Raw genomic sequence first — 21238 nt, 5'->3', positions numbered from 1 at the left:
TAGAAAATGATCGAGCGAACGAAGAAGAGGGCCGAAAGCACTTCCTACCGAATCATGCGGCGAGAAACATGTCCCCGAGGGCTGCCTCGTTGGCATCGCGCACCGCGCGAAGTGCGCGCTCTCGCATCTCGGAGAATGCATCCTGCGGGGAATGACCGCCGTCGATCAGGCGCAATACCGAGCCGAGGGCGTTTCGAAGACCGGCGATGGCCGGCTCTTCGAGCGCCGGCTCCGACCGGCGGAGCCATTGTGCGACCTCCTCCGCCGCCGCAGCGTCTCCGATCAGAGCCTTGGCGACCAGCATCAGCGCTTCGAGCTTCGGCTGCCTCGTCGCGAGCGCCTCGAGCGTGACACGGTCTTCGGCTGCGAGCGCGGCCTCGAAGGCGGCGGCGAACGGAGGCAGCGTGCTCGCGTCGGCCTCCCAGAGGCGATGGCGCGCCGCCAGCAGCTCGGCATAGGCGAAGGTCGGGTCTTCACTGAGGATTTGACGAAGCTCATCCAGTGCGCTCGCTGGCTGTTGCGCGGATGCCACCTCCAAGCTGAAGCGCAGCCGTCGAACGGATCCGAGCCGCATTACGCCGGTAAGCTCCGGGTCGAACGTCGGGGCGGGCAGGGAGCGTTCCGATCCACGAGGCGCAAGCGTTCGGAACGCTCCGCTTTTTAGTGATATCGATGCGCCCTTGATTAAGCTCAGCTTTTGTCGTTCGAGCGAGGACGACATCGGATCCAGCGCGAGCCCCTCTTCGAGGACGCGCAACGCATCGTCGTGTCGTCCCGCATGCGACAGCAGCCGTGCCCGCAGGGAAAATGTAGCTTCACTTATGATCCCGTCGTCGAACGCCGTGTCGACGATCGTCGTGGCCTCGTCGATGCGATCCTCGAAGATCAGCAGCTCGGCCAGCTCGTTTCGCGCGACGTCGTCGTCGGGGAACGTCTCGATCGTGTCCCCGAGCAGCGCCTCGGCGTCGTCGAGCCGGCCGAGCTCGTTGACGAGCAGCGTTGCGAGCTGGTTCCGAGCATTCATATTCCCTGGGTCCCTTCGGATCATCTCCCATCCGATCAGCTCGGCGGCCTCGGGCGTGCCGCCGGCCACCAGCGCGTCGCGCCACAGTGCCCACAGGTGACGGTTGTAAGGCTCCCATGTGAGCCCTTCGCGGGCCAAAGCCTGCGCCTTCTCGGCGCGCGCATCGCGGGCGTCCTCGCCCCGCCCGATCAGCTCGCTGCCGAGCATGTGAACGGCCCGCACGAAATAGTGGGAATGGCCGGTCGCATGGAGATAGTGGCGGTGCCGCCGGAACAGGTCGTCGATCAGCGGCTCGATTTTTTCGAACGGCTCGTCGAGCCGGTCGATGACGCGGCTGCAGTCCTCCGGCATCGGAGAGCGCAGCGGAACTCCCGAGGCGACATAACGCTTCTGCACCAGCGACTTGAAGTCCGGATCGACTCGCCACCAGCCCGGCGGCTCGATCTCGTGGTCCCGGAACTCGCGGGTCGACAGCAGGGTCGAGACGAGCTTCCGCCACCGCTCCGGCGCGCGCGGATAGAGCGGCTTGAGCCCGAGCCACTCGGCCTCGAACTCGGCGTCGGACGGATTCCGGGCGAGCGCCCACTGGGCGAGCCCGGCCACCCATGGCAGCTCCGAGCCCGCGTTGCCCCTCGGCAGCCGCCGCAGGCCGAGCAGGCCGATCGACAGATAGTGCTGCGGCACGCGGGCACCGGCCTCGCGGCAGATCTGCTGCCACAGCGGTGCGAGACCGTCGGCGTCGAGATCCGGCGCGTGCGCGGCGACCAGAGGCTGGGTCAGGGCCAGCGTGCGCCACAACGCGGCGCGACCGTCCCGCGCCGGCGACAGCACGAGCCGCGCGGTCCAATCGGTCCAGACATGGAGGCGCCGGCGCAGCGCGATCGCCGCGTCGGCCACCTCCAGCAGCGCGACGATCTCGAAAGCCTCGTCGATCTCCCGGATCCGGCGCTGCAGCTTGGGGCGCGCGGCCGGCAGCGGGTCCTTCCGCCGCTTCTCCAGCCACGACAGGAGTGCTGGCCCCAAGAGGCTCCGCGCCGGATTGTCCGGATCGAGCGGGCCGAACAGCATGCGCGCGGCGTCGGGCGCATCCGCCCGCTCGTAGGGATGGATGTCGGCATAGCCCGCGAGCAGGTCGCCGAGGGCCTCCTCCGGCGCGTGCTCGAACCGCACCAGCCAGGGATGGCGATCGGGGGGCATGTCCTTCCTCAGGGCGCTCATTCCGGAATGTCTTCTCCGAAATCGTCCCGTCCTGCGGCGATGTGCAAGGCGAGCAGGTGACGGTTGCGAAGGCTCCGGAGGTCGTATGCCCGAGGAGGTTCGCGGATCTCGCCGAGCTTCGCGAGGTGACGACGTGCGTAGTCTATCCGAAAATGAAGGACTTCCGCTAACAGTTCCTTGTCGTCCTGAACCTCGTAGAGGGCCATCGTGCGCCCGCAGGAAAGCTCCGGTGGTGCTGGGAAGAAATACGGCCACGGGCCGCTGTCGAGAACCGTGGGGCCGTGAAGGCGCAGGCCACGGAAGCCTTGGCAGCGGCGGCTCTCACCTCGGCCACCGTGTACTCCATAAGGGCGACGGGAATGGGGCCGTACCGGCAATCGTAGTGGGCGAGGCCGAGCCGGTCACGGAGCCGCCGAGGCCATTCGTCGGATTTCAAATCGTCGATCACCTCGTCCTCGAAGGCGCCGAACGCCGGCCGCCCGTCACGCACACCGGCGGTGTTCCAGACGGCCAGAAATGCGTCGATCACCCCGTGCTCGCCTTTTGCGTGAGCTCGCAAGAGGTCGCCGAACGAGATTCCGTGATCGTTCAGTGGGCGCGTCAAAGATTCGAGGCGCACGATCTTCTGTGTTTCGTCGATCGGCCCGAGGTCCGCCGGCTCGAGTTGTGCGGCGAACGTGTGCGGGACACCTTCGTCGACGCGGACGAATTCGCTCCAATAGTCGGCTTGGGCCCTTCGCAGTTCGCTCTGATTGGACGCTTCGTGTGCCTCCTGTTCGAATGCGAGACGTCGTTTCGTGCTCACACGGTCCTCGAACCAAAGGTTGTCTGCTTCCGAGCGCTCCTTTGTGCCCGGGAGTTTACGCCACTCGAGGAGCCCGTCCTGCAGCGAAGGGTTGTCGAATCTCATTGGTCTCGGAAACGGTTGCGGTCGGCCAAGGGAGCAAAATCGACTGCCTGAAACGTGAGCCTCGTGAATACCGTAGCCGAAGCGGTCCAGACTGGTAAGTGCTTTCCTGGTCCAGCGTTGGCGGTGCTTGGTTTCGGCAACTGGGTTTCGATGGGTTGTGCCGCGCCTTTTCCCTGCCGTACCCGCATGCCATGGTGCGTCACGATCCGTCCGAAACGTGGTCGAGACACGGGGATTCTCCACATGATCGCATCGAAGGTGGCGGCGCGCATCTGCGCGCTTCTCGGTTTTCTCGCGCTGCCGGCGCTCGGCGCGGCGCCCGCCTCGGCGGCGCAATGCGGCGGCGACTTCGGCCGCTTCCTCGGTGCGATGGCGCGCGAGGCGCAGGCCGCCGGGATTTCGCGCGGGGTGATCGATGCGGCCTTTTCGGGGCTCTCCGAGGACCAGGCGGTGCTCGCCTTCGACCGCCGCCAGCGCGGCACCTTTCGCAAGAGCTTCGAGGAGTACGCCCGGACCCGCGTGGTGCCGGCCCGCATCAACCGCGCCCGCAAGCTGATGGCCCGTCACGCCGCGCTGCTGTCCCGCATCGAGCGGCAGTACGGCGTGCCGAAGGAGCTTTTGATGGCGATCTGGACGCTCGAGAGCGACAACGGCACCGGCGACATGGGCAAGCGGCCGGTGGTCCGCACCCTCGCCACGCTCGCTCACGACTGCCGTCGCACCGAGCTCTTTCAGGGCGAGCTGTTGGCGGCGCTGATGATCGTCCAGCGCGGCGACCTGCCGCTGCGCGACCTGGTCGGCGCCTATGCCGGCGAGATCGGCCAGACCCAGTTCCTGCCGTCCTCCTACATCAAGTACGGCGTCGACTACGACGGCAACGGCCACGTCGATCTGCGCCACAGCGTGCCGGACGTGCTCGCCTCGACCGCGAATCTGCTGCGCACCAACGGCTGGCAGGCCGGCGCGCCCTATGGCGAGGGCACCGCGAATTTCCAGGTGATGCGCGAGTGGAACCGCTCGGAGATCTACCGCAAGACCATGGTCTTGTTCGCCCAGCGCCTCGGCGGGTGAATGCCCGCGTTCCGGTTGCGCCGCCTCCGTGATACCCTGCCCGGCATGAACGAGATCCCCCGGCCCCCGGAACTGCGTCCCCCGGATCTGCTTCGGACGACCCAGGCCGCCGAAGGCCTGATGCGGCGACGCTTCAGCGTCGCCGAGATCGAGGCGATGGTGGCGGCGGGCGTGATCCCGGAGGACGAGCGGTTCGAGCTGATCGGCGGGGAGGTCGTGCCGATGTCACCGAAGGGCATCCGTCACGAGACGCTGAAGGTGAGCCTGAACATGTTCTGGGCCGCCCATCTGCCGCCGGAGATCGCCATCGCCCCGGAAACGACCTTCCGTCTCTCCCCGGACAGCTTCGTCGAGCCCGATTTCGTGTTCTACCGCCGCGCCGACGGGCTCGCCGCACTGTCGCCGGCGACCGCGCTGCTCGCCGTCGAGGTCGCCGATTCGAGCCTCGCTTACGATCTTCATCGAAAAAGCCGGATTTACGCGGCCGCCGGCGTGCGCGCGGTGTGGGTGATCGAGGCCGAGCGGCTGGTCACCCACGTCCATGCGCGGCCGGGGATCGACGGCTTCGCCGAGCAGCGAACGGTCGGCCCCGACGAGCCGTTGCGGCTCGATTTCGCCGACGATCTCTCGCTCCGGCTCGCCGACCTGCCGCCCGCCTGACGTTCTGCGGGCAACGGCGCCTCTTCCGCCACCGAAAGCGGACGGACCATGGCGCCTGCGCGAACCGCGCAACGGCCGGCCGCGGGTTACCGCTCGGCCGCCTTTGTCGGCCCGGAGGTGCGCCCGTGCCGGTGAACAGCCGCGGGGGTGGGCTGTACGATCGCGCAAAACTCGATCATATGTGGCGCATGAGAACCCCTGCCGCACCCGTACCCGCGTAATGCCGCTATCGAAAATCGCCCTGATCCGGACCACTGCCGCGGCGTTCATCGTCGGCCTCGCGGCGCTTCTCGCCATCGTGGCGACGACGGTGTGGCTGGTCGGCGAGACCCAGACCTACACCGAGCTGTCGATCCAGGTGCGCCAGCAGCGCGCCGCCCTGGTGGACCTGCGCAGCCTGATGCAGGACGCCGAGACCGGCCAGCGCGGCTACATGCTGACCGGCGACGAGGACTATCTCGCGCCCTACGACGAGGCGACCGGCCGGATCGCCACTCGGGTCGTCGACATCCGCCGCATGCTCGCCGGCGATCCCGACCGCGGCCGGCCGTTCGACCAGCTGGCCGAGTTGGTCGCCGCCAAGGTCGCCGAGATGCAGCAGACGGTCGCGCTGTACCGCGCCGGCCGGCGCGACGAGGCGCTGGCGATGGTGCGCACCGGGCGCGGCCGGGAGCTGATGGACGAGGCCCGCGACCTGTTCGATCAGCTGATCGACGCGACCGAGCAGCGCATCTACACCCACGTCTCCGACCAGCAGAAGACCATCACGGCGCTGTTCTGGACGACCCTTCTCGGTGCGCTGGTGATCGTGGTGGTGGTGGCCGGCGCCGCCTGGGCGATCGTCGCCTACACGCGCCAGCTCGTCACCGCCCAGCGCGAGGTCGAGGTGCTCAATGCCGGCCTCGAGGAGCGGGTCGCCGAGCGCACCGCCGAGCTCGGCCGCGCCAACGAGGAGATCCAGCGCTTCGCCTACATCGTCACCCACGATCTGCGGGCGCCGCTCGTCAACATCATGGGCTTCACCAGCGAGCTGGAGACCAGCCTCGCCACCATTCGCGACTACATGGAGACGGTGGAGGGCGGCGACGACGTCGCCACCGCCGACGCCAAGGTCGCGGCGGTGGAGGACGCGCCGGAGGCGATCGGCTTCATCCGCTCCTCCACCCGCAAGATGGACGGGCTGATCAACGCCATCCTCAAGCTTTCGCGGGAAGGCCGGCGGACCCTGAAGCCGGAGCCGATCGATCTGCGCCAGCTGCTCGAGACGGCGGTCGCCAACGTCCAGCACCAGGTGGCGGAGGCGGGCGGCGAGGTGACGATCGAGGGCGTGGCGCCGCCGATGGTGTCCGACCGGCTGGCGCTCGAGCAGATTTTCGGCAACCTCCTCGACAATGCGGTGAAGTACCGCCATCCGGTGCGGCCGCTGGAGATCACGCTCCGCACCCGCCAGGAGCCGGCCCAGCGGGTCGTCGTCGAGGTGTCGGACAACGGGCGGGGCATCGCGCCCCAGGACCACGAGCGGGTGTTCGACCTGTTCCGCCGCTCGGGGGCCCAGGATCAGCCGGGCGAGGGCATCGGCCTCGCCCATGTCCGTGCCATGGTCCGGAACCTCGGCGGCGAGATCACGCTGGTCTCCGCGCTCGACGAGGGCACGACCATGCGAATCGTCCTCCCGCGCAACCTGCGCAAGCTCATCGGAGCAGAGAACCGTGAACCGAAACGCCAGGCCGGTCCAGATCGTGATGATCGAGGACGATGAGGGGCACGCCCGCCTCATCGAGAAGAACATCCGGCGCGCCGGGGTCAGCAACGAGATTCTGCCGTTCGCCAACGGCACCGAGGCGCTCGCCTTCCTGCTCGGGCCGGACGGGTCGGGCGAGGTGTCGTCGGGGCGTCAGCTGCTGATTCTGCTCGACCTCAATCTGCCGGACATGACCGGCATCGACATCCTCGAGAAGCTGAAGCTGAACCAGCACACCAAGCGCTCGCCGGTGGTGGTGCTGACCACCACCGACGACGCCCGCGAAATTCAGCGCTGCTACGATCTCGGCGCCAACGTCTACATCACGAAACCCGTCAACTACGAGAACTTCGCCAACGCGATCCGTCAGCTCGGTCTGTTCTTCGCGGTGATGCAGGTCCCCGAGGCCGACTGACGCCCATGTCGACACGTCCTCCGGTCGCGATCCTGCACATCGACGACGATCCGGGGCTCGCTCGCCTGCTGCAGCGGGCGCTCGGCCGCCGCGGCTATGCGGTCGAGCGCGCCGCGACCAGCGAGGAAGGGTTCGCGCGGCTCGATGCCGGGGGCATCGAGGCGATCGTGCTCGACCATTTCCTGCCGACCGGCACCGGGCTCGATTTCCTGCAGGCGCTGCGGCAGCGGACCGACCCGCCGCCGGTGGTCTACGTCACCGCCTCCGGCGAGCCGGCGGTCGCGGTGGCGGCGCTCAAGGCGGGGGCGGCCGACTACGTCTCCAAGGGGGTCGGCGAGGAGTTCCTCGAGCTTCTGGTCACCGCGATCGACCAGGCGATCGAGAAGGCGCGGCTCGCCCGCGAGCGCGACCGGGCCGAGCGCGAGGTGCGCGAGGCGCGCGACCGCGCCGAGGTTCTGCTGCACGAGGTCAATCACCGGGTCGCCAACAGCCTCGCGTTGGTGTCGGCGCTCGTCCACATGCAGCTCAAGGCGATCGCCGATCCGGCCGCCCAGGACGCGCTGCGCGAAACCCAGGCGCGCATCCTGGCGATCGCCGGGGTGCATCGCCGGCTCTACACCTCCGACGACGTCCGCTCGGTCGAGGTCTCGGAATATCTCGCGAGCCTGCTCGCCGATCTCGAGGCGACCATGAAGGCGTCCGGCCTCGCCTCGACCATCAAGCTGTCGGCCGATCCGCTCCGGGTGCCGACCGACAAGGTGGTGTCGATCGGGGTGGTGGTGACCGAGCTCGTCACCAACGCCTTCAAATACGCCTATCCGAACGCCGCGGCCGGCGAGATCCGGGTCGGCTTCCATACGGCGGGCGACGGGCGGGTGCGGCTCGAGGTGGCCGACGACGGCATCGGCTGGATGGGTGAGGGGCCGGCCCAGGGCACCGGCATGGGCACCCGCATCGTCGGCGCGATGGCGCGCAATCTCGGCACCGAGGTGACCTACGGGTGCGGCAAGGGCTGCCGCGTGAGCCTCGAATTCGCGGCGTGATGCCAGTGGGGTGACGCCAGCGGGGCGACAGCGGGTGGCGTGACGGGGCGACGCTCGGCACGGCCGCGCCGGTCTGCCGGCGTTCGCAAAAAGGTCGGCATTCGCTTTTTTCGACGGACGCGGCCTGTGCGGCTCCCGGAAGAGCACGGAAAGAATGCGGCCGGTCCCGGAAAAACGCCTCCGGGACCGGCTTTTTGTTGCTTCTTCTGCGCCCTCCGACGGCCGGGCGGGGTGACGGAGGAGAACGTTGCCGCGCCCGGCCGGAGACCGAGACGATCAGGCGCCGATGACCGCCGGACGGATCGCCAGGCTGTCGTCGTGCACGGCCTTGACGCCGGGCGTCGTCTCGACGGCGACGCGGGCGGCGCGCTTCTCGCAGACCGAGTCGACCATGCCCCAGACGTCCGCGGTGCCGTCGACCACCGTCACGTCGACCGAGCCGATCGAGATCCACGGCTCGGCCTCGAGCCGCTTCAGGATCGCCTTGCGCAGCTCGGCGTCGTTGCCGGCGCGCGCCGCGGGCTCGTCCGGCGCGAGCTCGCCCGGCGCGGGCTCGGTCTCGGCGGCCAGCATGCGCACGAGGTCGGCGCAGGTGACGATGCCGACCAGCCGGTAGCTGGCATCGACGATCGGCACGCGAGTGACGCGGTGGCGCTCCAGCAGGCGGGCGATCTCGCCGACCGGCGTGTCGGGGGTCGCGGTGGCGACCTCCACCGACATCACGTCGGACACCCGGCGGCCGTGCTCCTTGACGAACTCGGCGGCGAGCACCTCGTGCCCGAGCAGGAACTGCAGCCAGCCGGAGCGGGTGTGGTCGGTGCCGGTCTCGGCGCGGCGCAGAAGGTCGTTCTCGCCGATCATGCCGACCACGTGCGAGCGCTCGTCGACCACCGGCAGCCCGCCGATGCGGTGCTCCAGAAGCTTCTTGGCGACGTCGTGCACGGTATCCGTGGGAGCCGCCGTGACGACATCGGTCGTCATGATGTCGGAGGCTTTCATGCTCGTAACTCCCGGCTCTCCGATGAGCGTGGCGACCGGCGGAGGCCGGGGCGGGGAGAGCCGAATTCACCCTCCGCGCCGCGCGGGCAGGTGCATTGACCGGGCGCAAAAAGCAGGGTCGCCGGCGGGAACGTGATCGGCAAACGTGATCGGCAAACGCACGAGGCGGCATCCGCGGATGCCGCCTCCGGGCCGGAAGGCCGGTCGTCGCCGGCCGACGAAAGCGCCGGCGCGAGCGCCGACGCGGGTCAGGCGCGCACCTTGACGTAGGCGCCGGGGGCGTCCTCGAGCGCCGGGAAGTCCGGGTGGCTGCCCGGCACGCGGGCCGGCACCTCGCTCGGGTCGAAGGCGCGCAGCCATTCGAGCCAGTGCGGCCACCACGAGCCCGGATGCTCGGTCGCTTTCGCGATCCACGCTTCGGCGCTGTCGCCCTCGGGGCGCGGGCCGGTCCAGTACTGATACTTCTTGCCGGCCGGCGGATTGATGATGCCGGCGATGTGGCCGGAGCCGGCGACCACCAGCTCGACCGGGCCACCGAACATCTGCGCCCCCACCAGCACGGAGTCGGCCGGCGCGATGTGGTCCTCGCGGGTCGCCACCGTGTAGATCGGCACCGCGATGTCCTCGAGGTGCAGCGTGTAGCCCTCGATCTCCATCTCCCCCTTGCTCAGGGTGTTGTCGAGATAACAGTTGCGCAGATAGTAGGAGTGGTTCGCCGCCGGCATCCGCGTGGAATCGGAGTTCCAGTAGAGCAGGTCGAACGGGAACGGCTGCTCGCCCTTCAGATAGTTGGAGATGATGTAGGGCCACACCAGATCGTTCGAGCGCAGGAAGTTGAAGATCATGGCCATCTTCTCGCCCTCGAGATAGCCGATCTCCGACATCCGCCGCTCGATCGCCTCGATCTGGTGCTCGTCGGAGGTGAACAGCTTCAGGTCCCCGCCGCGCTCGAAATCGACCTGGGCGGTGAACATGGTGGCCGAGCGGATCTGCTCGGCCGTGCTCCGCGCCGAGAGATAGGCCATCGTCACCGCGAGCATGGTGCCGCCGACGCAGTAGCCGAGCGTGTGGACGTTCTTCTCGCCGGTGATCTTCGAGACGATCTCCAGCGCCTCCAGCGGCCCCTGCTTCATGTAGTCGCCGAACCCCTTCTTGGCGAGGTGCTCGTCCGGATTGACCCAGGAGATCGTGAACACCGTGACGCCGTTGTCGACGCAGTACTTGATGAACGACTTCTGCGGGTTGAGGTCGAGGATGTAATATTTGTTGATCCACGGCGGCACGATCAGCAGCGGCAGCTTCAGCACGCGCTCGGTGGTCGGCGTGTACTGGATCAGCTGCATCAGCTCGTTCTGATAGACGACCTTGCCCGGCGTGATCGCCAGATTGCGGCCGACCTCGAACTGCGAGTTGTCGGACTGGCGGATCTTCAGCTCGCCGTGCCCCGCCTCGATGTCCTCGGCCAGCATCTTCATGCCGCGCACGAGGTTCTCGGCGTTCGACTGCAGCGTCAGGCGCAACAGCTCCGGGTTCGTCAGAACGAAGTTCGACGGGGCGAGCGCGTTGATGAACTGCTTGACGTAAAAATCCGCCTTGCGCCGGGTGATCGGGTCGAGCCCGTCGGCGTCCTCCACCATGTGATTGGCGAGCTTGCTGGTGAGCAGATACGCCTGCTTGAGGAAGTCGAAATACTGGTTCGACGTCCATTCCGGGTCGGAGAAGCGGCGGTCGCGCGGGTCGGGCGTCACCAGCGGCGGCGAGGGCTCGCCGGCCATCCGGCGCATCGTGTTGGACCACAGATCGAGATAAGCGTGGCCGATATTGGTCTGCAGCTCGATGGTGCGACGGGTGTCGCGCAGCCAATAGTCCATCACCTTGCCGAAGGTGGTCACCACGTCGACCACCTGCTGCGGCGGCTCGTCGTGGATCTTTCCTTCCTCGCGCGGCTTCAGGTACGCGGCGAGCGCCCGCCCGCCTTGCTCCATCATGCGAGCGACATTGGTGGCGAGCTTCTCGATGTCGACGTGCGGCGTCTCGGCCTGGCCGTCGCCGGCGGCGGCGGCGGGTTTCGCCGCCCCGGCTTTTTCGGCCTTTTTGGCCGGTGCTTCGGACGGCTCACGCTTCGGAGCTTCGGCCTTGGCGGGCTCTGCCTTGGCGGGCGCGGCCTTCGGAGCTTCGGCTTTCGGGGCTTCGGCCTTCGAGGGCTTGCCCTTGGTCTGCGCGGCCTTCAGCTCGGCGGCGGCCTGCTCGGCCGGCGTGGCGGCCGGCACCGCCTCGGCGGGGGCCATCGGCGGGATCGGCGGGATCGGCGCGGCGACGCGCTCGGCGAGCACGGTCTCGCGGCCGGCGTCGCCGGCTGCTTCCTTGGCGGCTTCGCCGGAAGCCGTTTCGTGTCCGGCCACATCGTGTCCGGCCGCACCGGTGGGGGCGTCGAGGGGCGGCTCGGCGCGCACCATCGTGTCCGGCGGCGCGGCATCCTCGCCGGCGACCTGGTCGGCCGCCGCGGCGGGCTCCGGGCGCGGCTCGCCGGGCGGCGGCGCGGGCTCCGCCACGGCTTCCGCATCCGCCGCGGCTTCCGCGTCTGCCATGGCTTCCGCGCCGGGCGGCGGGGTGGCGCCGTTGCCGGCCCAGGCGGTCGCCGGCTCGGGCTCGGGCAGCGGCTCGGGCGAGTGGTCGGCCGAAAACCCGGGCTCGTCGGCCGACGCCGCGGCGTGGGCGACCACGAACTCGTTCTCGGGCAGCGTCTCGTCTGCCGGCGACGGCTCTGCCGACGCGTGCTCCGGCAGCGTCTCCTCCGGCAGCGTCTCGTCGGATAGCGTCTCCTCCGGCGACATCTCCTCCGGCAGGATCTCGTCGGGCCGCCTCTCGGCAGCGGTCGCAGGAGCGGATTCGGACGTCATGGGCGTTCCCTCGGTCGTTTCCATCGGGCGTCGCTCCTTGGTTTCGTCATATTATCTCGGTAGGGCGACCGACCGCCAAGCCTACCGCCAAGGCGTGTGTTGCGTCGACCCTCTCGAGATGTTGGTGACCCTCGACGATGTCTAGAACCCAGGCCGGATATCGTCGTGGACATCGGGTCGCGCTCGCTGCGCTGGCGGCGGGCGTGCTGGGGCTGGCGCTCGCGGGGTGCTCCTCCGTGCTGTCCGAGATGCCGCAGCAGGTCGGTGGCCTGCCGGAGGGGGTTCCGGCCCGGCCGGCCGAGACCGCCTCGTATCCGGCGGTCAACGATCTCCCGCAGGCACGCGACGCCGTCATGACGGACGAGGAGCGCAAGAAGCTCGCGGCCGAGATGGCGGCCGCCAAGGCCGAGACGGCCCGGCGGGCCGGCGCGGCCGCAGACTAGCGCCGGCCGACCTCACTTGGTCCCGGCGCATTCCTCGAGTTTCCCGATCCGGCCATCCTCGTGATACAACGCCGCGGACGAGCCGATCGAGATCGATCGTCGCAGCGGAGCTTTTGACATCATGGAAGAATTTCACCGGATCCGGCGCCTCCCACCCTATGTTTTCGAGCAGGTGAATCGCGCCAAGGCGGCGGCCCGCAACGCCGGCGCCGACATCATCGATCTCGGCATGGGCAATCCGGACCTGCCGGCTCCCGCCCACGTGGTCGAGAAGCTGAAGGAGACGGTCGGCCGTCCCCGCACCGACCGCTATTCCGCCTCCAAGGGCATCGCCGGGCTCCGCCGCGCGCAGGCCGCCTATTACGAGCGCCGCTTCCAGGTGAAGCTGAACCCCGACACCCAGGTGGTGGCGACCCTCGGCTCGAAGGAGGGGTTTGCCAACATGGCGCAGGCGATCACCGCGCCGGGCGACGTGGTGCTGGTGCCGAACCCGAGCTACCCGATCCACGCCTTCGGCTTCCTGATGGCGGGCGGCGTGATCCGCTCGGTGCCGTGCGCGCCGGGGCCGGACCTCTTCCATGCGCTCGAGCGGGCGGTGATGCACTCGATCCCCAAGCCGATCGCGCTGGTGGTCTGCTACCCCTCGAACCCGACCGCCGAGGTCGCCGACCTCGACTTCTACAAGGACGTGGTGGCGTTCGCGAAGAAGCACGACCTGATCGTGCTGTCCGACCTCGCTTATGCCGAGGTCTATTTCGACGACAACCCGCCGCCCTCGATCCTCCAGGTTCAGGGCGCGATGGACGTCGCGGTCGAGTTCACCTCGATGTCCAAGACCTTCTCGATGCCGGGCTGGCGCATGGGCTTCGCGGTCGGCAACGAGCGCCTGATCGCCGCGCTCGCGCGGGTGAAGTCCTATCTCGACTACGGCGCCTTCACGCCGGTGCAGGTCGCCGCCACCGCCGCGCTCAACGGGCCGGAGGACTGCATCCACGAGATGCGCGAGACCTACAAGCGCCGCCGCGAGGTGCTGGTGGAGAGCTTCGGCCGCGCCGGCTGGGACGTCCCGCCGCCCAAGGCGTCGATGTTCGCCTGGTGCCCGATCCCGAAGCCGTTCGACACGCTGGGCTCGATCGAGTTCGCCACCATGCTGGTGGAGAAGGCCGAGGTGGCGGTCGCGCCGGGGCTCGGCTTCGGCGAGCACGGCGACGGCTTCGTGCGCATCGCGCTGGTGGAGAACGAGCAGCGGATTCGCCAGGCTGCCCGCAACCTCCGTCGCTTTCTTGAAAGCGGGCCTGAAAAGTTGCACAACGTGGTGCCCCTGGCGCAGTCGCGCTGACCGGGGCTCCCCGCCGCACGAGACCGTTCGAACAGAACCGTCTCGGACCACCATCAGGAGCCGCTCGGTGAGCCTCGGTGAGCAAGCCCTCGATCCGTCCGCGTGTCGGAGGAGCGGGGGTGCCCGGGGCTCGTCGCATTCGTCCGGCAGTCTTCCGCTCGGGAATGCGCTCCGGACTGTCGAGGCCCCGACCGGTGCGGCCCGCCGCACCGTCCGCGGGGGCCGTCCCGTTTCCGCCCGTTGCACCTTACCGTCACTGGAACGTCGAACATGGTCGCGCCGCTCAAAGTAGGTCTCGCTGGTCTCGGCACCGTCGGCGGCGCCACCGCGCGCCTCCTCCAGAAGCAGGAGCCCGAGGCGACGATCGGCCGCTGCGGCCGTCCGATCGAGCTCGTCGCGGTCACCGCCAAGGCGAAGAGCGAGCTCGATGCGCTGGGCTTGGGGCCGGTGCGCTTCGTCGACAGCCCGACCAAGCTCGCGACCGACCCGGAGATCGACGTGTTCGTCGAGCTGATGGGCGGCTCGGGCGATCCGGCAAAGTCGTCGATCGAGGCGGCGCTCGGCGCCGGTAAATCGGTCGTCACGGCCAACAAGGCCCTGCTCGCCAAGCACGGCGTGGCGCTCGCCGCGCTCGCCGAGACCAAGGGCGTGGCGCTCAATTTCGAGGCCGCCGTCGGCGGCGCCATCCCGATCGTCAAGACGGTGCGCGAAGGATTCGCCGGCAGCACCTTCGAGCGCGTGTACGGGATCCTCAACGGCACCTGCAACTACATCCTCACCCGGATGGAGCAGGCCAAGCTCTCCTTCGCCGACGCCCTGCAGGAGGCCCAGCGGCTCGGTTATGCCGAGGCCGACCCGACCTTCGACGTCGAGGGCAACGACACCGCCCAGAAGATCGCGATTCTCGCCAGCCTCGCCTTCGGCGTGCAGGTCGACGGCGACGCGGTGTTCGTCGAGGGCATCTCGTCGCTGGAGCCGGAGGACCTCGAGGCGGCGGCCGAGCTCGGCTACCGCATCAAGCTCTTGGGCGTTGCGGTGCGCACCGACCAGGGCATCGAGCAGCGCGTGCATCCGACCATGGTGCATCTCGATTCGCCGCTCGCCCGGGTGATGGGCGTGACCAACGCCGTCACCGTCGATCCGGAAGGATTCACCCCGATCACCCTGGTCGGGCCGGGGGCGGGCGGGGCGGCGACCGCCTCGGCGGTGGTCGCCGACGTGGTCGACGTCGCCCGCGGCGTGCGGGTGAAGCCGCTCGGCCGCCCGACCGCGACGCTCGCCGGCAGCCGCCGCGCGCCGATGCAGCGCCACGAGGGCGGCTACTACATCCGCCTCTCGGCGGTCGACCGGCCGGGCACCTTCGCCACCATCGCCAAGCACCTCGCCGAGGAGAAGATCTCCCTCGAGTCGATCGTCCAGCGGCGGCGCAACGGCGCCCCCCACGGCGGCGACGACCCGCAGGCCCCACCCCCCGCTCCGGTCATCCTGATCACCTATGCGACGACCGAGGATGCCGTTCGCAAAGCGTTGCGCGAAATCAAAAACAGAGGCGTGATCACGGGTAACCCTCAGGTGATCCGGATCGAGAAGAACTGACCGGGCAAATCCCGCGGGGAGCCCGGTCGCAATGAAAGGAACGGCAACGTGAGCATCAGTGAGATCGCGAAGAGCGATCGAACCGCGGCCACCGCGACCAGACAACGCGAGACTCTCGACCGCGTGCTCTCGATCGAGATCGTGCGCGTCACCGAGCGCGCCGCGGTGGCGGCCGCCCAGTGGCGGGGTCGCGGCAACGAGAAGGCCGCCGATCAGGCGGCGGTCGATGCGATGCGGCGCGAGCTGAACCGTCTGCCGATCTCCGGCACGGTGGTGATCGGCGAGGGCGAGCGCGACGAGGCGCCGATGCTCTTCATTGGCGAACATATCGGAAACGGCAAGGGGCCGAAGGTCGACATCGCGGTCGACCCGCTGGAGGGCACCACGCTGTGCGCCAAGGCGATGCCCGGCGCGATCGCCACCATGGCGATGGCCGAGGGCGGCGCGCTGCTCAACGCCCCCGACGTCTACATGGACAAGATCGCGATCGGCCCGGGCTACTCCCGCGGCGTGGTCGACCTCGATGCCCCGCCCGAGCAGAACATCCGCTCGCTGGCGCTCGCCAAGGGCGTGAAGCCGGAAGAGATCACCGCGCTCATTCTCGATCGCCCGCGCCACGCCGACCTGATCGCCGCGGTGCGGCGCACCGGCGCCTCGGTGCAGCTGATCACCGACGGCGACGTCGCCGGCGTGATCCACACGGCCGATCCCGAGGCGACCGGCGTCGACATCTATATCGGTGTCGGCGGCGCCCCGGAGGGCGTGCTGGCGGCCTCGGCGCTGTCCTGCATCGGCGGCCAGTTCCAGGGCCGGCTGATCCTCGACACCGAGGAGAAGCGCGAGCGCGCCCGCCGCATGGGCATCAAGGACCCGAAGAAGAAGTACCAGCTCGAGGACCTCGTGCAGGGCGACTGCGTGTTTGCCGCGACCGGCGTGGTGTCGGGCTCGCTGTTGCGCGGCGTCCGCTTCCGCCCCGGCATCATCGAGACCGAGACGGTGGTGATGCGCTCGACCACCGGCACGGTGCGCTGGATCCGCGCCGAGCACCGGCATTTCCAGAAGTTCCAGATGGGGTGAGGACGGGGCAGGGCGTTCGTTCTCCTTCTCCCCGCTTGCGGGGAGAAGGTCGGGATGAGGGGCAACGGCGCTTCGGTCCGATCGGCGACGCCCCCTCGGCCGGAGCCCGCGCCGACGGCGCTGGCTCCGACCTCTCCCCGCGCGCGGGCGATCGGATGCACACATCTCCTCGAACGCATGCATCCGTCATGCGCGGGCTCCGACCCGCGCATCCATCCAAAGCAAAAGACTTTCTTGTATTCGGTTCGATGGATCGCCGGGTCGCGGCCTGCGGCCGGCCCGGCGATGACGGCGGAGGGCTCGGCGATCCCGCGCTCTTACTGAAGCACTTGGTATTGAAACACTTGGCATCTTGCTCTCGTGTGCTTGCCACAGCGCAAGCGGGGAGAGGTGACGGTGGGTGCCACCGCCCTCGCGGCTCGCTGCCGCCGCGCCGGTTCTTCGCATGACCCCTTCCGCCTTCCTCGGCGTCGACAAATCGGTCACCGGCCGCGTGTGGCGCGACCGGCTGGACGAGCGTGCCTCGCAGCGCGCGCTCGCCATCGTGCAGCGCCACGAGACCCCCGAGCTGCTCGCCCGCGTGCTGGCCGCGCGCGGCGTCGAACCCGACCAGGTGCCCGAGCATCTCGACCCGACCATCAAGCGGCTGATGCCGGACCCCGACGTGCTGACCGCCATGGCGGCGGCGGCGGCGCGGCTCGCCGATGCGGTGCAGAAGGCCGAGAGGGTCGCCGTGTTCGGCGACTACGACGTCGACGGCGCGACCGCCAGCGCGCTGATGACGCTGGTGCTGCGGCACGCCGGGCTCGACCCGGAAATCTACATTCCCGACCGCATTTTCGAAGGCTACGGCCCGAACGTCGAGGCGATCCGCGCGCTCGCCGCGCGAAAAAACACGCTGATCGTCACGGTCGATTGCGGCACCGGCAGTTTCGCGCCGCTCGCGGAGGCGCAAAAGCTCGGGGTCGACGTCGTGGTGATCGATCACCACCAGGCCGAGGAGACGCTTCCTTCGGCGGTCGCGCTGGTGAACCCGAACCGGCAGGACGATCTGTCGAAGCTCGGCCATCTGTGCGGCGTCGGGCTCGTGTTCATGACCGCCGTCGCGCTGGTGCGCGAGCTGCGCCGCCGCGGGTTTTGGAGCGCCGAGCGGCCCGCGCCGGATCTGCTGGCGTACGTCGATCTGGTCGCGCTCGGCACCGTTGCCGACGTGGTGCCGCTGATCGGCCTCAACCGTGCCTTCGTCGCCAAAGGCTTGCTCGGCATGCGCCGGCGCGAGCGGCCGGGCCTCACCGCGCTGACGGACGTGGCGCGGCTCAACGGCCCACCCGAGGCGTGGCATCTGGGTTTTCTCCTCGGCCCGCGCATAAATGCGGGCGGGCGGATCGGGCGGGCCGATCTCGGCGCGCGCCTGCTCACGCTCGACGACCCGACGGAGGCGCAGCAAATCGCGCAGGAGCTGGATCGGCTCAACCGCGAGCGGCAGGCGATCGAGCAGGCGGCAGTCGCGGAAGCCGAGGCGGAGGCGATGGCGGCGCTCGGCCTCGAGGAGAAGGGGGCGGTGGTGGTGGTCGCCGCCGCCGGCTGGCATCCCGGCGTGGTCGGGCTGGTCGCGGCGCGCCTCAAGGAGCGGTTCGGCCGCCCGGCCTTTGCGATCGCCCTCGAGCCCGGCGGCACCGGCACCGGCTCGGGCCGCTCGATCGCCGGCGTCGATCTCGGCCGCGCGGTGGTTCGAGCCGTGCACGAGGGTTTGCTGATCAAGGGCGGTGGCCACGCGATGGCGGCCGGCGTCACGCTGAAGAAGGGTGCGCTCGCGGCGTTTCGCGCCTTCCTCGAGGAGACCCTGGCGCCCTCGGTCGAGGTCGCCCGGCGCGACCAGTCGCTGAAGATCGACGCCGCCGTCTCGGCCGGCGCGGTGACGCCTGCGCTGTGCCACACGCTGGCGCAGGCCGGGCCGTATGGCGCGGGCAACCCGGAGCCGGTGCTGGCGCTGCCGTCGCACACCGTCGCCTATGCCGACGAGGTGGGGCAGGCGCACGTGCGCGCGCGGCTGAAATCGTCGGACGGCGCGGTCGTCGATGCGATCGCCTTTCGCTCGGCCGGCCAGCCGCTCGGCAAGGCCATTCTCGAGAGCCGTGGGCGAAAAGTGCACGTCGCCGGGTGCCTCGCGATCGACCGCTGGCAGGGCGCCGAGCGGGTGCAGCTGCGAATCCTCGATCTCGCGAGCCCCGACCCGACCGGGCTGCGCTGAAGGCGCTCATACTGTTTCCGGCTGATCGGCTCGGGCTCTTACCCTCTCCCCGCCGGGGAGAGGTGGAGGCCGTGCCGTCATCGATGGTCCGAACTAATCATTCGGAAACCGTATCACAGCCGCTTTGCGACCGCCGCCACCGTGTCGCGCAGAAAGGCGAGCGCCGGATCGGCGTCGAGCCGCCGCGGCCACATCTGCACCACCGGAAACGACGGGATCGCAAACGGCGGCGGCCGCACCGCGAGCCCGAGCTGCGCGGCGTGCGGGATCAGCAGGCGGGTCGGCTCGGTCGCCACCAGATCGGTCGCGGCGAGGATTTGCGGCGCCACCAGAAAGTGCCCGACCGTCAGCGCGACATTGCGGCGATGCTTGCGCTTGCGCAGCACCGCGTCGACCACGCCGGACGGCTCGCCCGACAGCGACACGTGCAGATGATCACAGGCGAGATAGGCCTTCGGTCCGAGCGTTCTCGAGAATGCCGGATGCCCGTTCCGGGCGGCGCACGCAAAGCCTTCCTCGAACAGGAGTTGCGCGGAAAAGCGCGCCGGCGGCTTCGGAAAGCTGCCGACGATCAGCTCCGCCTCGCCCGCCTCGAGGTCGGCGAGCCCGCGCACGTGGCTCGTGTGCTTCACCACCAGCGCGATGCCGGGCGCGATCTCGCGCAGTTTTGCCGCCAGCGCCGGCAGCACCACGAAAGCCGCGTAATCCGACATGCCGACCGTGACGTGGCGTCTGGCGGTCGCCGGATCGAACGTTTCGTCGGGCGCCAGCAGGCCGCCGATCTCGGCGAGCACCGAGGAAAGCCGTGGCGCGATCTTGTCGGCGGTGGCGGTCGGCACCAGCCCGGCCGGCGTGCGCAGCAGTAGAGGATCGTCGAACAGCGCGCGCAGACGGGCGAGAGCGTGGCTCACCGCCGGCTGGGTGAGATGCAGCCGCGCCGCCGCGCGCGTCACGCTGCGCTGGGACAGGAGTGCGTCGAGCACCACCAGGAGATTGAGGTCGACGCTGCGCAGATTGATCCGGTGCATGACGAAGGTGCGAGATATGAATTTGGCTCATTCATTAGCGCGTCCTACCTCTGGGGTCGAGACATCCCGGCCTGCCCGTACCGCACGGCAGCCCGTACCGAAGGAGACATCCGATGGACATTCGCACCGAGCCCGAGACCCGCTACGAACGCGGCCTGAAAAATCTCTCCGCCATCGACGGCGAGGTCGGCGCGCAGGTGGTGAAGAGCCTCGCCGACATCGCGCCGGATTTCGCTCGTTATCTGATCGAGTTCCCGTTCGGCGACATCTACGACCGTCCCGGCCTCGATCTACGGGCGCGAGAGATCGCGACCGTGGCGGCGCTCGCTGCGCTCGGCAATGCGCGGCCGCAGCTCGAGGTGCATCTGAACGCCGCGCTGAACGTCGGCGTGAGCCGCACCGAGATCGTCGAGATTCTCATGCAGATGGCCGTCTATGCCGGCTTCCCGGCGGCGCTGAACGGCCTTGCCGCGGCCTGCACCGTGTTTTCCGCCCGCGATGCGGCGGAGGCTGCGCGGACCGCGGCGCCGGCCGCATGACACCGCGAGCGGGCACCGGTCGGCGCCATCGCACCTCCGCTGAGAATCGGTGAACCGAGGCCGGCGGCAGGCGTTGGCCCCGACAGCCGAAAGCCGGCCCGCATCCGCCCGGCGCCACCGGCGCCGCGGCTCGTTCGGACCGGCACCAGCACGGAGGTGATCATGACGCACAAGCCGCCGCCCGTTCCGCCGGAGAACCGCAGCCACAAGGGCCCCGGTGACGACAACGCCCCGACGGTGGACGACAAGATCCACGGCCGCAACCGGCCGAACGATCCGGACCAGCAGGGCCAGTCCGCCAACACGCGCGTCAACACCCACAATGTGGGTTATCAGCAGGACCGCTGAGGGCGCTTCGTGTCCACCGGCCGCGAGCACCCGCACACCATCCGCCAGGCGGGGCCGGCGCATTCCACGCGGTCGCACCGGCCGGCCGAGCCGGCGAACCGATCACGACAGCCGAGGAGACCATCATGGCGAACGCGGACAGGAAGCATTTCGGCCCCGGCGCACAGGGCAAGGGCAAGGGCAGCGGCACCGGCGCCACCACCGACCTCGACAAGGACAAGGTCGGTGAATCGATGGTGCTGTCGAACCGAGACAAGGCCCGCCATCCCGAGAGCCGTGGGCTCGACGGTCGCCACGTGCAGAGCGAGCAGCTTCAGGACCACGCGGGCGATCGCTTGAGCGAGGATCGCGCGAGCGCGGACTGAGGCTCGCATCGGTCAGGCGGGACGCGCGACCACGCACCATTGCGCCGAAACGGCCAAAAAAAGCCCGGGCGTTTGCGCGCCCGGGCAGGGGGACTGGGTTGTCGGCGCCGGTCCCGGTCTGGAGAGGGTCAGGCGGCTCTGATCGTGTCGAGGAAGCGGCCGACCTCGAGCTTGAGACGATTGCTCTCGCCCGACAGTGCCTGGGCGGAGGACAGCACCTGGGAGGAGGCGGAGCCGGTCTCGGTGGCGCCGCGGTCGACCTCGGTGATGT

General features: G+C 69.3%; 18 protein-coding genes. 13 read left to right on the top strand and 5 right to left on the bottom strand.

Translation table 11 applies throughout. From position 1 onward, the window contains the following. Positions 1 to 52: 52 nt before the first annotated feature. The gene (locus A33M_RS15035) at positions 53 to 2242 is read right to left on the bottom strand and encodes a tetratricopeptide repeat protein (protein WP_008388684.1); all 2190 of its coding nucleotides are present in this window, start codon (positions 2240 to 2242) and stop codon (positions 53 to 55) included. 166 nt (positions 2243 to 2408) lie between these two features. Next, entirely contained in the window at positions 2409 to 3152 is a 744-nt protein-coding gene (locus tag A33M_RS15030; protein ID WP_040620824.1) for a hypothetical protein, read from the bottom strand. A gap of 243 nt (positions 3153 to 3395) precedes the next feature. Here A33M_RS15030 and A33M_RS15025 point away from each other — a divergent pair, with 243 nt between their 5' ends. From A33M_RS15025 to A33M_RS15005, 5 genes are all read left to right on the top strand, one after another. After that, on the top strand, positions 3396 to 4223 hold the full coding sequence (locus A33M_RS15025; RefSeq protein WP_008388682.1) for a lytic murein transglycosylase: 828 nt from the start codon (positions 3396 to 3398) through the stop codon (positions 4221 to 4223). Positions 4224 to 4343: 120 nt separating this feature from the next. Then, on the top strand, positions 4344 to 4883 hold the full coding sequence (locus A33M_RS15020; RefSeq protein WP_008388681.1) for a Uma2 family endonuclease: 540 nt from the start codon (positions 4344 to 4346) through the stop codon (positions 4881 to 4883). 220 nt (positions 4884 to 5103) lie between these two features. Further along, positions 5104 to 6642, top strand: a complete 1539-nt coding sequence (locus A33M_RS15015) for a sensor histidine kinase (RefSeq protein WP_008388680.1) — start codon at positions 5104 to 5106, stop codon at positions 6640 to 6642. Then, positions 6626 to 7039 carry a response regulator gene (locus A33M_RS15010; protein ID WP_008388679.1) on the top strand — a complete coding sequence of 138 codons (414 nt, stop codon included), beginning with the start codon at positions 6626 to 6628 and terminating at the stop codon, positions 7037 to 7039. Before A33M_RS15015 ends, A33M_RS15010 begins: the two co-directional genes overlap by 17 nt. A 5-nt stretch (positions 7040 to 7044) precedes the next feature. Beyond that, positions 7045 to 8082, top strand: a complete 1038-nt coding sequence (locus A33M_RS15005; protein ID WP_008388678.1) for a histidine kinase dimerization/phosphoacceptor domain -containing protein — start codon at positions 7045 to 7047, stop codon at positions 8080 to 8082. A gap of 276 nt (positions 8083 to 8358) precedes the next feature. On the opposite strand, the gene A33M_RS15000 is transcribed toward A33M_RS15005, so the two are convergent. Further along, the gene (locus tag A33M_RS15000) at positions 8359 to 9081 is read right to left on the bottom strand and encodes a CBS domain-containing protein (protein WP_008388677.1); all 723 of its coding nucleotides are present in this window, start codon (positions 9079 to 9081) and stop codon (positions 8359 to 8361) included. Positions 9082 to 9329: 248 nt separating this feature from the next. Beyond that, the gene (phaC, locus tag A33M_RS14995; protein ID WP_008388676.1) at positions 9330 to 11981 is read right to left on the bottom strand and encodes a class I poly(R)-hydroxyalkanoic acid synthase; all 2652 of its coding nucleotides are present in this window, start codon (positions 11979 to 11981) and stop codon (positions 9330 to 9332) included. A 137-nt stretch (positions 11982 to 12118) separates the two neighbouring features. Here phaC and A33M_RS14985 point away from each other — a divergent pair, with 137 nt between their 5' ends. The 5 genes from A33M_RS14985 (at position 12119) to recJ (ending at position 18687) form a co-directional block, all read left to right on the top strand. Continuing rightward, the gene (locus A33M_RS14985) at positions 12119 to 12424 is read left to right on the top strand and encodes a hypothetical protein (RefSeq protein ID WP_040620819.1); all 306 of its coding nucleotides are present in this window, start codon (positions 12119 to 12121) and stop codon (positions 12422 to 12424) included. Between the two features lie 121 nt (positions 12425 to 12545). After that, the gene (locus A33M_RS14980) at positions 12546 to 13763 is read left to right on the top strand and encodes an LL-diaminopimelate aminotransferase (RefSeq protein ID WP_008388674.1); all 1218 of its coding nucleotides are present in this window, start codon (positions 12546 to 12548) and stop codon (positions 13761 to 13763) included. 270 nt (positions 13764 to 14033) lie between these two features. Next, positions 14034 to 15359, top strand: a complete 1326-nt coding sequence (locus A33M_RS14975; protein WP_008388673.1) for a homoserine dehydrogenase — start codon at positions 14034 to 14036, stop codon at positions 15357 to 15359. 48 nt (positions 15360 to 15407) lie between these two features. Next, on the top strand, positions 15408 to 16436 hold the full coding sequence (glpX, locus tag A33M_RS14970) for a class II fructose-bisphosphatase (RefSeq protein ID WP_008388671.1): 1029 nt from the start codon (positions 15408 to 15410) through the stop codon (positions 16434 to 16436). Between the two features lie 445 nt (positions 16437 to 16881). After that, entirely contained in the window at positions 16882 to 18687 is a 1806-nt protein-coding gene (gene recJ, locus A33M_RS14965; RefSeq protein WP_085977082.1) for a single-stranded-DNA-specific exonuclease RecJ, read from the top strand. A gap of 113 nt (positions 18688 to 18800) precedes the next feature. Here recJ and A33M_RS14960 read toward each other — a convergent pair whose 3' ends face one another. Then, complete coding sequence (locus A33M_RS14960; RefSeq protein WP_008388666.1) at positions 18801 to 19715, bottom strand: LysR family transcriptional regulator; 915 nt, start codon at positions 19713 to 19715, stop codon at positions 18801 to 18803. Between the two features lie 113 nt (positions 19716 to 19828). Here A33M_RS14960 and A33M_RS14955 point away from each other — a divergent pair, with 113 nt between their 5' ends. The 3 genes from A33M_RS14955 to A33M_RS14945 all read left to right on the top strand — a co-directional run bounded on the left by A33M_RS14955 (position 19829) and on the right by A33M_RS14945 (position 20967). Next, complete coding sequence (locus A33M_RS14955) at positions 19829 to 20254, top strand: carboxymuconolactone decarboxylase family protein (RefSeq protein ID WP_008388664.1); 426 nt, start codon at positions 19829 to 19831, stop codon at positions 20252 to 20254. 162 nt (positions 20255 to 20416) lie between these two features. Further along, positions 20417 to 20602, top strand: coding sequence for a hypothetical protein (locus A33M_RS14950; RefSeq protein ID WP_008388662.1), 186 nt, complete (start codon positions 20417 to 20419; stop codon positions 20600 to 20602). Positions 20603 to 20727: 125 nt separating this feature from the next. Further along, a complete protein-coding gene (locus tag A33M_RS14945) occupies positions 20728 to 20967 on the top strand; it encodes a hypothetical protein (RefSeq protein WP_008388660.1) in 240 nt (79 codons plus the stop codon). Positions 20968 to 21238: the final 271 nt, after the last annotated feature.

This window comes from Rhodovulum sp. PH10 (assembly GCF_000293785.1).
GTDB lineage: Bacteria > Pseudomonadota > Alphaproteobacteria > Rhizobiales > Xanthobacteraceae > Rhodoplanes.
This window is presented reverse-complemented; position numbering and strand designations above follow the sequence as displayed.

Bases quoted from the DNA above. Each gene is read 5' to 3' on its own strand.
- A33M_RS14985 (WP_040620819.1), top strand. From the start codon at position 12,119: ATGTCTAGAACCCAGGCCGGATATCGTCGTGGACATCGGGTCGCGCTC.
- A33M_RS15035 (WP_008388684.1), bottom strand. From the start codon at position 2,242: ATGAGCGCCCTGAGGAAGGACATGCCCCCCGATCGCCATCCCTGGCTG.
- A33M_RS15030 (WP_040620824.1), bottom strand. From the start codon at position 3,152: ATGAGATTCGACAACCCTTCGCTGCAGGACGGGCTCCTCGAGTGGCGT.
- A33M_RS15005 (WP_008388678.1), top strand. From the start codon at position 7,045: ATGTCGACACGTCCTCCGGTCGCGATCCTGCACATCGACGACGATCCG.
- A33M_RS15020 (WP_008388681.1), top strand. From the start codon at position 4,344: ATGCGGCGACGCTTCAGCGTCGCCGAGATCGAGGCGATGGTGGCGGCG.
- A33M_RS14955 (WP_008388664.1), top strand. From the start codon at position 19,829: ATGGACATTCGCACCGAGCCCGAGACCCGCTACGAACGCGGCCTGAAA.
- phaC (WP_008388676.1), bottom strand. From the start codon at position 11,981: ATGACGTCCGAATCCGCTCCTGCGACCGCTGCCGAGAGGCGGCCCGAC.
- A33M_RS14980 (WP_008388674.1), top strand. From the start codon at position 12,546: ATGGAAGAATTTCACCGGATCCGGCGCCTCCCACCCTATGTTTTCGAG.
- A33M_RS14950 (WP_008388662.1), top strand. From the start codon at position 20,417: ATGACGCACAAGCCGCCGCCCGTTCCGCCGGAGAACCGCAGCCACAAG.
- A33M_RS14960 (WP_008388666.1), bottom strand. From the start codon at position 19,715: ATGCACCGGATCAATCTGCGCAGCGTCGACCTCAATCTCCTGGTGGTG.
- A33M_RS14945 (WP_008388660.1), top strand. From the start codon at position 20,728: ATGGCGAACGCGGACAGGAAGCATTTCGGCCCCGGCGCACAGGGCAAG.
- recJ (WP_085977082.1), top strand. From the start codon at position 16,882: ATGACCCCTTCCGCCTTCCTCGGCGTCGACAAATCGGTCACCGGCCGC.
- A33M_RS15025 (WP_008388682.1), top strand. From the start codon at position 3,396: ATGATCGCATCGAAGGTGGCGGCGCGCATCTGCGCGCTTCTCGGTTTT.
- A33M_RS14975 (WP_008388673.1), top strand. From the start codon at position 14,034: ATGGTCGCGCCGCTCAAAGTAGGTCTCGCTGGTCTCGGCACCGTCGGC.
- A33M_RS15000 (WP_008388677.1), bottom strand. From the start codon at position 9,081: ATGAAAGCCTCCGACATCATGACGACCGATGTCGTCACGGCGGCTCCC.
- A33M_RS15010 (WP_008388679.1), top strand. From the start codon at position 6,626: ATGATCGAGGACGATGAGGGGCACGCCCGCCTCATCGAGAAGAACATC.
- A33M_RS15015 (WP_008388680.1), top strand. From the start codon at position 5,104: ATGCCGCTATCGAAAATCGCCCTGATCCGGACCACTGCCGCGGCGTTC.